The sequence below is a fragment of the Halegenticoccus soli genome (assembly GCF_002844195.1).
Lineage (GTDB): Archaea > Halobacteriota > Halobacteria > Halobacteriales > Haloferacaceae > Halegenticoccus > Halegenticoccus soli.
The window spans coordinates 302,771-315,207 of record NZ_PEND01000004.1 but is presented as its reverse complement, the minus strand read 5'-3'; the positions used below and the strand labels follow the sequence as shown (position 1 = coordinate 315,207).

10 protein-coding genes are annotated in these 12,437 nt (G+C 68.8%); 9 read left to right on the top strand and 1 reads right to left on the bottom strand.

Going from position 1 to position 12,437, the window contains the following annotated elements; all coding sequences use genetic code 11:
- Positions 1-70: 70 nt before the first annotated feature.
- The 8 genes from CNO20_RS12800 to CNO20_RS12765 are packed head-to-tail and all read left to right on the top strand — an operon-like array spanning position 71 to position 8,946.
- Complete coding sequence (locus CNO20_RS12800) at positions 71-3,136, top strand: ATPase, T2SS/T4P/T4SS family (RefSeq protein ID WP_101296512.1); 3,066 nt, start codon at positions 71-73, stop codon at positions 3,134-3,136.
- Positions 3,137-5,173 carry a type II secretion system F family protein gene (locus CNO20_RS12795; protein WP_101296511.1) on the top strand — a complete coding sequence of 679 codons (2,037 nt, stop codon included), beginning with the start codon at positions 3,137-3,139 and terminating at the stop codon, positions 5,171-5,173.
- The gene (locus CNO20_RS12790) at positions 5,170-5,748 is read left to right on the top strand and encodes a DUF7287 family protein (RefSeq protein ID WP_101296510.1); all 579 of its coding nucleotides are present in this window, start codon (positions 5,170-5,172) and stop codon (positions 5,746-5,748) included. Before CNO20_RS12795 ends, CNO20_RS12790 begins: the two co-directional genes overlap by 4 nt.
- Position 5,749: 1 nt before the next feature.
- Positions 5,750-6,343 (top strand): DUF7288 family protein, encoded by a 594-nt coding sequence (locus CNO20_RS12785; protein WP_101296509.1) that lies wholly within the window; start codon positions 5,750-5,752, stop codon positions 6,341-6,343.
- Entirely contained in the window at positions 6,331-7,161 is an 831-nt protein-coding gene (locus tag CNO20_RS12780) for a DUF7261 family protein (RefSeq protein WP_101296508.1), read from the top strand. Before CNO20_RS12785 ends, CNO20_RS12780 begins: the two co-directional genes overlap by 13 nt.
- Before the next feature lie 2 nt (positions 7,162-7,163).
- Complete coding sequence (locus CNO20_RS12775) at positions 7,164-7,697, top strand: hypothetical protein (RefSeq protein WP_101296507.1); 534 nt, start codon at positions 7,164-7,166, stop codon at positions 7,695-7,697.
- A complete protein-coding gene (locus CNO20_RS12770) occupies positions 7,694-8,170 on the top strand; it encodes a DUF7266 family protein (RefSeq protein WP_101296506.1) in 477 nt (158 codons plus the stop codon). Before CNO20_RS12775 ends, CNO20_RS12770 begins: the two co-directional genes overlap by 4 nt.
- Before the next feature lie 47 nt (positions 8,171-8,217).
- Positions 8,218-8,946 carry a DUF7289 family protein gene (locus tag CNO20_RS12765; protein WP_143423207.1) on the top strand — a complete coding sequence of 243 codons (729 nt, stop codon included), beginning with the start codon at positions 8,218-8,220 and terminating at the stop codon, positions 8,944-8,946.
- A gap of 19 nt (positions 8,947-8,965) precedes the next feature.
- Here CNO20_RS12765 and CNO20_RS12760 read toward each other — a convergent pair whose 3' ends face one another.
- Positions 8,966-10,480, bottom strand: coding sequence for a DUF7289 family protein (locus CNO20_RS12760; RefSeq protein WP_101296504.1), 1,515 nt, complete (start codon positions 10,478-10,480; stop codon positions 8,966-8,968).
- 335 nt (positions 10,481-10,815) lie between these two features.
- On the opposite strand from CNO20_RS12760, the gene CNO20_RS12755 reads away from it, so the two are divergent.
- On the top strand, positions 10,816-12,426 hold the full coding sequence (locus tag CNO20_RS12755) for an outer membrane protein assembly factor BamB family protein (RefSeq protein ID WP_101296503.1): 1,611 nt from the start codon (positions 10,816-10,818) through the stop codon (positions 12,424-12,426).
- Positions 12,427-12,437 lie beyond the last annotated feature (11 nt).

The following is a 12,437-nucleotide window of genomic DNA, read 5'->3' as shown; positions in this document are numbered from 1 at the left end:
AGTCTCACGGATTTAACGCGCCGTTAAAGCAGCAGAAGACTTTTTTAATCATACCGACATTCTGTTTGCAATGGCTGTTGACGACGCCGACGCCGGGCAGCTGGAGGGAGGCACGGGCTCAGGGGAGTCCGAGGAGGGGCGACGGGCGGTCGTCGGAGCGTACACCTGGGCGGACTACCTGGACGAGTACGGCCCGCCCGGGTCGGCGGACGCGCTGTACGACGGCCGGCCGCGAGCGCCGGGAAGCGACCGCTGGGCGGAGGACGATGCGTCCTGGACGCCGGGCGCGGCGGACTGGGAGCGCGCCGGCGTCGATCCGGCCGAGCATCTGGGCTTTCCGCCGGACGAACTGGAAGACCGGATCGGCGACGCGGGCGCCGAGGCCGGCCGACTGCACGACCGCTTCGAGGCGTTCTGCGATCCGGAGACCACGCCCGTGGTCAAAGACGCGTGGCTGTGGGAGCACTACAAACGGGAGTACTACTACGACGAGAACGGCGACCCGCCGAGAGACGGGGACGGGGAGAAGCGACCGTTCGACCCCGCGGAGGCGCTCGGGTTCGATCCGGACGAAATCGAGGGCGTCATCTCGCACCTCGGACGGCGCGCGAAGGAGACGGCCGACCTCGTGGAAGAGCGGTCGGTGAACGTCAACGAGGATCTCGACGAGGACGCGTTCTTCTCGACGGAGCGTGGGACGACGACCGTGGCGAACCGCTACGACCTGGAAAAGGCGGTTCCGCTCGCGAAGAAGGCGCACTTCCGGGAGGTAGAGCGCTACTGGGTGAACAAACCCTACGCGTTCGTCGTCATCTTTCACTCCGAGAGGGAAAACGAGCGGAAGTACTACCTCGTCGAACCGCACCTCAACCGGATCGAGGAGAACCTGGCGGAGTATCTGACCGGAAAGCTCCGCACCTCGATCAAGTACTCCGACGACGAGGTCGTCGTCTCCGGCGACGAGGGCCGGCGCGAGGTCATAGAGCGGGAGACGTACCGCCTCCTCGACCGGTACGACCTCTACAGCCACGAAACGGAGGACGGGTTCGCGAAGGCGCTCGGCGAACGACTCGGCGTCGACGGCGGGGGCGGCGGAGTCGGCGGCGACGGTTGGGTCGGCGGGATCGGCGGCCGCCTGCTCCGGCTTTTCGGCACGGAGGAGGATCGCCTGGAATCCGGGGATCTCGACGGCATCGCGGCCCGACCGGAGCCCGCCGTGCTGGCCGACGACGCCGCCGACCTGAGCGAGTATCAGGTCGAGAAGCTCCTGTACTACCTCACGCGCGACTTCATCGGCTACGAGCGCATCGACGGGATCAAACACGACATCAACGTCGAGGACGTCTCCTGCGACGGGTACAACTCCCCCGTGTTCGTCTACCACGGCGACTACGAGCAGATCATCTCGAACGTGTACCACGGCGAGTCGGAGCTCGACGACTTCGTCGTCAAACTCGCCCAGCGCTCGGACAAAGGGATCAGCAAGCGCAAGCCGCAGGTCGACGCGACGCTGCCGGACGGATCCCGCGCGCAGCTCACGCTCGGTCGGGAGGTGTCGGACCACGGGACGAACTACACCATCCGGCAGTTCAAGGACGTCCCCTTCACCCCAATCGACCTCATCAACTGGCGGACGTTCTCGCTGGACGAGATGGGATTCCTCTGGCTCTGCATCGAGAACAACAAGTCGCTCATCTTCGCCGGGGGCACGGCGTCCGGGAAGACGATGAGCCTGAACGCCGTCTCGCTCTTCATCCCCTCGAACACCAAGATCGTCTCCATCGAGGACACCCGCGAGGTCGAACTCCCGCAGCGAAACTGGATCGCATCGGTCACGCGGCCGTCCTTCTCTGACGACGACAGGGGCGACGTGGACGAGTTCGACCTGCTGGAGGCGGCGCTCCGGCAGCGGCCCGACTACATCGTGATGGGCGAGATCCGCGGCGAGGAGGGCCGCACCCTGTTTCAGGTCATGTCCACCGGGCACACGACCTACACGACGTTCCACGCCGACAGCGTCGGCGAGGTGCTGAAGCGCTTCACGACGGAGCCGATCAACGTCTCGAAGACGATGTTCACGGCGCTCGACCTCGTGTCGATCCAGACATCGACCCGGGTGCAGGGGACCAAGGTCCGCCGGAACAAGTCGCTCACGGAGATCAACCACTACGACGCCGAGAACGACGAGATCAACGTGCAGGACGTCTACCAGTGGCAGGCCGAGACGGACGAGTTCCTGGAGACGGGCGATTCCAACACGCTCTCGGAGATCATGTTCGACCGCGGCTGGTCGCGGGAGACGCTCGACGAGGAGCTCTTCAAGCGGCGGGTCGTGCTCGCGTACCTGATCAGAAACGGGCTGAACACGTACACGCAGGTCGCCGCGACCTTCCAGGCGTTCATCAACGACCCCGAGACGATCCTGACGCTCATGGCGAACGACCGGCTGGAGCGGAGCCTGGAGGACCTCCGCGAGATGGAGTCGGTGCTCATCGACATCGACCCGGAGAAGGAGGAGATGGTCCCCCGACCCGACCCCGACGCGGAGCGGTTGGCCGAGGCCGAGACCATCCTCGAACGGGCGGAGGAGGAGCTGTTCGAACGGTACCGGGGCGACAGCGCGGGGAGCGTCGCGACCGCCCTGGGCGCCATGCGCGAGGCGGACGACGTGACGATCGGGTCGAACGACGCGCCGGCGCCGGGCGACGAGTCGGGGTCGGGGTCGTTCTCGCCCCCCGAAGCCGGGGGCGGGGACGAACCGAGCGCGCTCGGCGACGACGCGCCGCCGGCCCTGGACGCGGGTGACGAAGCGGCGGATCGAGCACCCGGGCGAGAGACCCAGGCGAGGTGGTCGAAGGAAGCGGACGTGCACGGGATCGGGGAGGACGACGGAGAGCGGACCGGGGAGGACGACGGAGAGCGGACCGGGGAGATCGACGGGGAGCGGACCGGGGAGAGCGGCGAAGAGCGACGCGGGGAGAAGGACGGAGAGCGGAACGGGGAAGGCGGCGAGGGGAAAAACGGAGAACGGAGCGAGAAGGGAGACGGGGATCGGAGCCGGGAGGGGGACGACCCGACGGCCGGCATCGACGAGTGGGGCTTCGGCCAGTTCGAAGATCCCGACGGGGAGGCGTAGATGAGCCTGGACGCCGGAACGGGCGGGATCCGCGGCGGCGACGGCGGGTTCGCAGACGCCTTCTACCCCCTCTTTCGGCGGCTCTTCGATCCGGACGGCGACTTCGTCGCCGACGTGGAGGAGAAGCTCGCGCAGGCGCGGATGCCCGTCACCGTCGAACTGTACCTCTCTCGCGCGCTGGCCGTCGGCGCGCTCGTCGGGGTCGCGCTGTGGCTGCTCGGGACGCTCCTCGGGTACGGGCTGTTCGCGCTCGGCCTCGTCTCGGCCGAGTCGCTGTCCCTGGGCGCGCGCATCCCGAACGAGGCGCTGCTCGATCTCGTCCTGGCGGCGAAGGTGCCGGCGGCGATCGGGCTGACGGGCGTCGTGTTCGGGACGGTCGGGTTCGCCGCCGGGTTCGGGGCGGTCGTCGCCGTCCCCTACTCGCGGGCGTCCTCGCGCAAGCGGGAGATCGACATGCTCCTGTCCGACGCGGTGTCGTTCATGTACGCGCTCTCGGTCGGCGGGCTGAACCAGCTCGAGATCCTGGAGGCGATGGCGAAGGCGGAGGACACCTACGGCGAGGTGGCAAAGGAGTTTCAGAGCATCGTCCAGGAGACGGAGTACTTCGGGGTGGACTACCGGACGGCCATCCGGAACCAGGCGATGGAGACGCCCAGCGACGAGCTCTCGCAGTTCCTGACGGACATGCTCTCGATCGTCAACTCCGGCGGGGACGTGGAGCGCTTTCTCGACGACAAGAAGGAAAAGCACATGCGGACGTCGAAACAGCAGCAGGAGCTGACCCTGGAGACGCTGGAGCTGTTCGGCGAGATGTACATGACGCTCTCTCTGTTCCCGCTGCTTCTCATCATCATCCTCGTCATCATGAGCATGCTCGGCAACGCCGACGAACTGCTCCTGTACGCGACGGTGTACGGGCTGATCCCGCTCACGGGCGTCGGCTTCCTCGTGCTCGTCTCGACCGTCAAACAGGACGAGCCCGGCGACGGGTTCCTCTCGCCGTCCGGTTCGAGCGACCGACTCGACGAGGCGCGAAAGGAGGGGCTGTTTCACCTCGGGTTCGTCGAGCGCTTCGTCGGCGAGTTCCGCGTCTTCGACCGGATCAGGAGCCGGGAGGGGACCCACGAGACCGCGGCGCTCCTCCGTCGCCCGCACGTCTTCTTCCGCGACAACCCGCTGTACACGCTCGCGCTGTCGGTTCCGGCGGCCGTCGCCCTCCTCGCCGTCGCGGCGGCGAGCGGATCGGCACCGCTCTCGTGGGCCGGGATGGTCGCGCAGCCGGTCTGGGGGACGTTCCTCTGGGTGTACGTCCCGGCGTACGTCGTCGGCGTGCCCCTCGCCGCGTTCCACACCTGGAACGTCCGCTCCAGGGGGGCCGTGGTGGGGAAGCTCTCGGAAAACCTCCGGAAGCTATCCAGCGCGAACGACACCGGGCTCACGCTCCTGGAGTCGATTCGGACGGTCGCCGACACCTCCTCGGGGAAGCTCGCAGACGAGTTCGAGGTCATCTACGGCAAGGTGAACTACGGGATGGGCCTCAAGGAGGCGCTGGTGGAGTTCAACAACGAGTACCACGTCCCGCGGCTCGCCCGGACGGTGAAGCTCATCACCGAGGCGCAGGAGGCGTCGAGCCAGATCACCGACGTGCTGACGACGGCGGCGCAGGCCAGCGAGAACCAGGACGACATCGACCGCGAGCGCAAGTCGCGCACGCGGATGCAGGTCGTCATCATCGTCATGACCTACCTGACGCTGCTCGCCGTGATGGCCATCCTGAAGACGCAGTTCCTCGACGTGATGGCCGGGCTGACGGAGCAGACGGGGTCCTCCGGCGGGGGCGGAGGCGGCGGGTCGGAGTTCGGCGGCGGCGTCGACACCAACCTCCTGTCGGTGCTTTTCTTCCACGCGGTGACGCTGCAGGCGATCCTGTCGGGGTTCATCTCCGGGTACATCCGCGACGCCGACATCGTCTCCGGGGTGAAGTTCGCGGTCGCGCTGCTGACGGTTGCGCTCGGCACCTGGGTGGTGGTCGGATGAGGCCGAACTCGATCGACGACGGGGCGACGACCCCGAATCGACGCGGCGGGGGACCGCCGAAACGGTGCCCGGTCGACCGCGGTCGGACGAAGGCGCAGACGACCCTGGACTTCGCGGTCGGCGCGGGCGTGTTCCTGCTCACCGTCACCGCGGTCGTCGCCTTCGTACCGGGGATGTTCGATCCGTTCACCGGAGAACAGGAGGCGACGATCGTCGCCGATCGGCTGGCGAGTCAACTCGCGGAGGACGCCCTCGCCGAGTTCGAGTCCCCCTACGTGCTGAACGCCACGTGCACGGGCGAGTTCTTCGAGCGGTTCGGGGATCCGTCCGGACCGCCGGCGTCGGCGTCGTGTCGCTTCGACGGGGACGCGACCGCGCTGAACGACGCGCTCGGCGTCTCCTCGCGGTACCGCCTCAACGTGACCGTAGAGGACGCGTCCGGGATCGTCTCCGCCGGGGGCGTGTCGCTCGAAGCCGGCGACCCCGCGCCCGGCGGCTCCGCGCGCGTGACGGTCGGCCAGCGGGCGGTCCTGTACGACGAGGGGGTCGTCAGGCTCTACGTGAGGGTGTGGTGAGATGAGCCGGGCGCAGGCGCACACGCTGGAGGCGATCACCGCCGCGGCGCTGCTGCTCGCGAGCGTCGTGTTCGCGCTGCAGGTCACGGCGGTGACGCCGCTGACGGCGAGCACGTCGAGCCAGCACATCGAGAACCAGCACGGCGCGCTCGCCGAGGGGGTCCTCCTGGCGGCCGAGGAAAACGGCACGCTGAAACCGACGCTCCTGTACGGCTCCAGCGCCGGCACGTATCACGGGACCAACTACCGGGGCGCGTACACGCACGGCGGTCCGCCGACCGACTTCGGCCGCGCGCTGAACGGCACGTTCGGCGACGCGGGCGTCGCGTTCAACGTGAACGTCCACTACCTGGAGGACGCCGGCGGGACGGTCGAAACGCGGCGGATGGTCTACTTCGGACAGCCGAGCGACCACGCGGTCTCTGCCACGCGGACGGTCACCCTCTACGACGACGACGTTCGGTACGACGAGAGCGAGCGGCCGACGACGACGACGCTGGCGGCGATGGACGGGTTCTACGCGGCGTCGGACACCGCGCCGAACAGCCCCGTGTTCAACGTGGTGGCGGTGGAGGTGGTCGTGTGGCGGATGTGAGCGGCGGGAAGAGCCGCGCAGCGGATCCCAGAGGCCGGGGTGGCGCGGGGGACGCGAGGGACCGCGGCCAGCTGTTCCTCGTCGCCGGGCTGACGCTCGCGGTGGTGTTCGTCGCCCTCGCGCTGCTTTTGAACGCGGCGATCTACGCCGAGAACGTCGCCACGCGGAGCAACGGGGCCGAGCTGCGCGACGCCGGGGAACTCCGCGGCGAGGCGCACCGCGGCGTCGCCGGCCTCGTCGAGTACGCGAACTACCACAACAACTCCACGACGTACGCGGAACTCGACGGCGCCGTCCGCGGCGGCGTCCGCGACTGGGGCGCGAACGTCGCGCTCCTGGAAGCCCGGCGTGGTCACGGCGCGGCGGTGTCGTTCGCGGGGTCGGACAACGGGACGCGGATCGTCCAGTACGAAGACCGGAAGTTCGCGAACAGAGACGGCGACGTGAACTGGACCGTGGCGGACGCGACGCGCGTTCGGAGCTTCCGGGCGAACGTCACCGCCGCGGACCTGGAGGACGGCGCGCCGACGTCGCTGAACGGCGCGTTCAACGTGACGTTCTCCGAGGCGGGGGACGCCTGGACGGTGTCCCTCTACGAGAGTTCGGGCGACGTGAACGTCACGGTGACCGGCCCGGGCGGGGCGGTGAGCACCTGCAGCGCGCCGGGGCCGCGGGCGGAGATCGACTTCACCGGCGGCCTGGTCGGCGGCGAGGACTGCCGCGCGCTCGCCTTCTTCGACGGGGGAAACCGTACACGATCGCCTACGGGCAAGACGACCCGAGCGGGACCGCGAACGCGTACGGGGCGTACGAACTGATCGTGAGCGACGAGTACGACCAGGTAACCGGCGTGTACGGCGACGGATCCGGCGCGTCCCCGTACAAGACGACGGCGGTGTACTCGGTCACGGTCGGCGTCGCGTACGAGAGCGTCGATCTGACGTACGCGACCGAGATGGAGGTCGTCCCGCGGCGCACGCGGGGCATCGGGATCGGCGGGGGAGGCGGCGGTGGCGGCGACGCCCCTCCGAGCGCCTCGATCGAGAGCCTCTCGGCGTCGAGTTGCAACCCCCCCGCGTGTCCGGGGCCGCCGGGGTCGAAACACCAGGTGACCGCGGACTGGACGGCGGACGACCCCGAGGGACGCCTCCGGAACGCGACGGTGCGGCTGTACGACGCCGACACGGCGTCGCTGCTCGACGAGAAAGTCGTCGACCTGTCCTCCGCCGGCGGGTCCGCCGCGGTCGAGACGACCTTCGGCAACCTGGACGACGGGAACTACGAGGTGGAGGTCGTCGCCCGCGACAAGGCCGGCGGGGCGAGCGATCCCGCCACGGGGGGGATCGCCGTATGAGGCGATCGATCGGTTCCGGAGCCGTCCGGTCCGACCGCCGCGCCGTCTCGACGGTCCTCGGGTACGTGCTGTCGCTCACGATCTCCGCGATCCTCGTCTCGGGGCTGTTGCTGGCCGCGGGAGCGTTCGTCGAGGACGAGCGCGATCGCGTCGCGCGGTCGGAACTCGAAGTGATCGGCCAGCGGATGGCGGCGGACCTCGCGGGCGTCGACCGGCTCGTCGACCGATCCGGGAGTTCGACGGAACTCGAGCGCGTCCTCCGGCTCCCCGACGCGGCGGGCGGAGCGCCCTACTCCGTCGAGGTGTCGGGGTCGCCGCCGGCGTACGAGATCGCGCTGCGGCTCGCCGACTCGGGCGTGACCGTCCGCGTCGAATTCCGCTCTCGAACGGCGATCGACGCCGGCGGATCGATCCCCGGCGGCGACGTCAGGATCAGCTACGACGGCGGGGGGATCAAGGTGGAGGCCGCGTGATGCGGCGGCCCTCGCTTCCGCGTCCGAACGGGCGGGACGACCGCGCCGTGAGCGAGGTTCTCGGATTCGTCCTCGCGTTCTCGCTCGTCGTCTCGGCGGTGGGGATCGTGTACGTCGTCGGGTTCGGCGGCCTGCAGGAAACGCGCGACGGCGAGCGCGTGAACAACGCCGAGCGGGCGTTCGACGTGCTCGCGGACAACATGGTCGACGTGTACGCGGACGGGGCTCCGAGCCGAGCGACGGAGATCAAGCTCGCCGACGCGCGGTTGACCCACGCGGACCCGATCTACGTGAACACGACCGTCGGGAGCAGCGGGTCGACCGTCGCGTTCTCGAACAGTTCGGCGATCGCGCCGATCAGCTACGACGCGGGGACGGGCGCGCGAATCGTGTACTCGAACGGGGCCGTCGTCCGCGACCAGCGGGCGGGCGAACGGATGCTCGTCGAGCCCGCGTTCGTCTTCTCGCGGGACCGGACGGTGCTCTTCTACGTTCGGACGATGCCGCGGGGACCGGCGGGCGTGGGGGGGTCCCGAACGACGCTGGTCCGGGCGGAGCGAACGCGCCTGTACTCGCCCCTGTCGAACGCGACCGGGCCGTACGACGTGACGCTCGAAGTGACGACGCCGCGCGCGGAGGCGTGGGAGCGGTATCTCGAATCGGAGCTCGCCTGGGAGGCGGACCCGTGCGCCACCGCCGGGGGGACGGTGCGCTGCGAGTTCGAAACCGAGGAAGTGCACCTCACGGTGGTCGAGATCCACGTCGAGTTCAGTTAGTTCGGTCAGCTCAGGTAGTTCAGTCGAGCCTGACCTCGACCCCGTTCTCGGTGACGTGCAGGAACTTGACGAACTGACCGGTGCCGCCGTCGTATTCGAGAGTGCCGAAGGAGGCCCCCTCGTCGACGCTCCTCGAGGCACCGGCGCCCTGACCGCTCTTGTCCGCGACCTTCAGCTCGACGTTGGGTCCCATCTCCGCCAGGTAGTGGTTGACCAGGTGTCCGACGGTGGTCCGGTTGCCGGCGACGAACGTCGCCGGTTCCTCCGGGGCCGAGGGGTGCTGGTCGTGCGTCACCGGATCCTTCAGCGAGCCGATCGGGTCCTGGTTGTAGTTGTCGCCCGGGAGGGTCGTGTAGGTCACGTTCGTGTCGCCCGTGAGGTTCGCGGTGAAGTACCGGCCGCTTCCGTCGCAGCGGATCTCGAAGGCGGTGCTGTTTCGCCAGGCCTGGTGGTACCCGTCGGACGTGTCCGCGTCGTAGTGGATGCGGAGGTCGACCGGATCGCCGCAACTCCCGGGCGGCGCGTTGCTCCCGAACCAGATTTCGAGGTACTGATCGCCGTTGTCCGCGTAGAGCTTCCACTTCATCGAGTTGAAACTGGCCCCGGTGCCCTCCTCTCTGACCGTGACGGTGAAGTTCTCCACGTTGTGGTCGGCGACTCCCTGAAACTTGATGCCGTCCGCTCCGGGGGAGGGGAAGCCCTCGATGTCGCCGCCGTCGCCGAACGTAATCAGTTCGACCGAAGCCGTCTCCGCGGCGTGATCGACGGTCACGACCCCCTCGGTTCGCGTCTCGAAGTAGCTGGCCCACCCGCGGTAGTACTCGCTCTTCACGGTGATCCGGACCGTCCCGTTTTCGATCGGATTCGAGTACGGCTCGCCGGTCTCGTCGTACGGGGCTCCGACGTTCGGCGCGCCGGTGTCGGTGTCGTCGGGATACACGCGCCTCGTCGGATTCGACTTTTCGAGGGTTGCCGCGACCGACCCCGAGGCCGCGTCGGCCCCCTTCACCCGGATGATCGGGAGCGTGAGGGTCGAACCGCGGTAGTGGAACTCCGGCGGGGAGACCATCGTCGTCCCGTTCGACGCGTGCCGCCACACGCCGCCGCCCTGGTACGCGATCCGCTCGTCGCCGGTTTCGTACGCGACCGCGCCGAGCGAGGCGTTGTACACCGTCTCGTTCCGGGGCGGATCCGACGCCGCGTAGTCGAGGTGTTCGATCCGGATCCACCCGGCGTCCTCCCGCACCTCGTAGGTGCCGCCCTCCCCCCTCCCGAAGGTGACGGTCTGGGCGCTCGACTCCCCGAGCGCGACCTGCGCGCTGCGCGAGTCGAAGAGCGCCATCTCGTGGGCCGCCTGCTGGACGTCCGCCGACTGCCGCGTCGCGTCGAACGCGTTCGCGCTGAGAGCGACGATCGCGGTCGTTCCGAGCACCGTCAGGGCGAGGATGAGCACCACCCCGAGCGTCTCCGTCTGCGCCCGCTCTCCCCCCGCGAACCGCGCGAGACGCGGCGCGAGCGACCTCGGATCGGTCATTGTTCCCGAAAGGACACGTACCTATAACAAATCATATGTCTGCGGATATGTTCGTCTGAAGCGACGAACATCGGAACGAGGTCGGAGTGGGCGCTTCGACGTCCCGTCGGAAAATCGGAACCGATCGACGATCCTCCCGCTTCGCGCCACCAACCGCTTAATTCACGGCCATCCCTATCTGTCCGTTTTTCGACGGTTTGGAATTCCGACCGGCCATCTTCCCCGATCCGATCAGGTTTGATTTCGGACATTTCATTTCACAGTACTGATTAGATAGATTGAGTGTACACTTAACCAGAAAATACTTGGTGGACTCACCGGTCGGGGCAAACGGAATGCCCCGATCGATATCCCCGCTGACGCGTCGAACGGTCCTCTCAGGTACGGCGGCCGGGCTGGTAGGCCTCCTCGGTCACGCTTCGACATCGACCCGCGCGGCCGCGAACCGGCAGGACGCGCCGCGCGCCGACTGGACGCAGTACAAAGCCGACGCGGGCAACACCGCCCACGTTCCTGACGGCGTCGGACCGAGCGGCGCCGTCGAGGAGGGCTGGTCCGTCAGTTACGACCGCATCCACGACGGGGTGGCGGTCGTCGGCGAAACCGTCTACGTCGGGGGGAAGGCCCTCGCCGCGGTGGACGCCGCCGACGGAGGCGAACGATGGACGTTCGAGCCCGAAGCCCCCGAGATCGACGACCCGGAGAGTCCACTCATCCCCGACGTCGGGACCCCCGCCGTCGCGGACGGAACGGTGTACGCGAACGTGTGGTTCGGCCCGTACGACGGCGGCACGGAGGACACCGCCCTCGTGGCGGTCGACGCGGAGACCGGGAAGCGCCGCTGGCGGGTCGACACCGACGGCGAGTCGAGCGAGAGAATCGCGCCGGTCACGGTCGACGACGGCGCCGCGTTCACGAGTATTCCGAACGGGGACGGCGGCCGGACGATCCACGCGTTCGAACCCGACGGGACGGTGCGCTGGACGAACCAGCTCGATACCGCGTTCAACCGCGCCCTGCCCGTCGCCGGCGGGCGCGTCTATCTCCCCACCAAGACGGGCGTGGAGGTGCTCGACGCGGAGACCGGCGAGGACGGTTGGACTGCGCTCCCGGAGGTAACGTTCGAGTACGTGCCGTCCGCGGTTGTCGCGGGCGGGACGCTGTTCGTCGCCGGGAAGACCGGCTCGGGCGTGACGCTCTTCGCCCTCGACGCGGCGACCGGCGACGAACGCTGGCGGACCGCGTATCCGTCGCTGGCGATCGGCGCGGTGGGCCCCGAGAGGGTCTACGTTCGCGTCGACGAATCGGACGCGGACGTGCTCGCGCTGGACTGCGCCGACGGGAGCGAGCGCTGGCGCGCGAGCGTCGACGAACGAGACGTCCCGACGGACGGCTTCGCGCTGGTCGGCGATCTCCTGTACGTCGGAGCCGCCGCCCTCGATCCGACCGACGGGTCGATCGTCTGGACGCACGCGATGCCCGTGTCCGCCTACGGCTGGGAACTCAGCGCCGTCGTCGGCGGGCGGGTCTACCTCACGAGCGGCAGCGTCGTCGCGCTGACCGGCGCGACGCCCGAAACCGACGAGCCGCCGACCGACACGCCAACCGATACGCCGACTGCGACCCCCGAGGAGGGGACGCCGGAAGACGCGCCCGCGACGACGCGGTCGCCGACGAGCGAAACTCCCGCGCCCGAAACGACGACGGCGACGGATTCGCCCACGACGACGGATTCGCCCGCGACGACGCGAGCGCCGTCGTCCACGTCCGCGCCGACGACTGGAACGTCCACCACCGCCGCGACGGCGTCCTCGACCGATTCTTCCTCCGCGAGCCCCTCGACGTCGGAGGTAGAAACCGAGACGACCGGACCGGGCTTCGGCGTGCTCTCGGCCATCGGTGCGATCGGCGTCGGCGCGGCGCTCTCGCGACTCCGCCGCAGGTAGTTCGGGGATCA

Excerpts from the sequence above, each read along its gene's own strand:
- CNO20_RS12790 (WP_101296510.1), top strand. The coding sequence starts at position 5,170 with ATGAGGCCGAACTCGATCGACGACGGGGCGACGACCCCGAATCGACGC.
- CNO20_RS12770 (WP_101296506.1), top strand. The coding sequence starts at position 7,694 with ATGAGGCGATCGATCGGTTCCGGAGCCGTCCGGTCCGACCGCCGCGCC.
- CNO20_RS12795 (WP_101296511.1), top strand. The coding sequence starts at position 3,137 with ATGAGCCTGGACGCCGGAACGGGCGGGATCCGCGGCGGCGACGGCGGG.
- CNO20_RS12755 (WP_101296503.1), top strand. The coding sequence starts at position 10,816 with ATGCCCCGATCGATATCCCCGCTGACGCGTCGAACGGTCCTCTCAGGT.
- CNO20_RS12800 (WP_101296512.1), top strand. The coding sequence starts at position 71 with ATGGCTGTTGACGACGCCGACGCCGGGCAGCTGGAGGGAGGCACGGGC.
- CNO20_RS12760 (WP_101296504.1), bottom strand. The coding sequence starts at position 10,480 with ATGACCGATCCGAGGTCGCTCGCGCCGCGTCTCGCGCGGTTCGCGGGG.
- CNO20_RS12785 (WP_101296509.1), top strand. The coding sequence starts at position 5,750 with ATGAGCCGGGCGCAGGCGCACACGCTGGAGGCGATCACCGCCGCGGCG.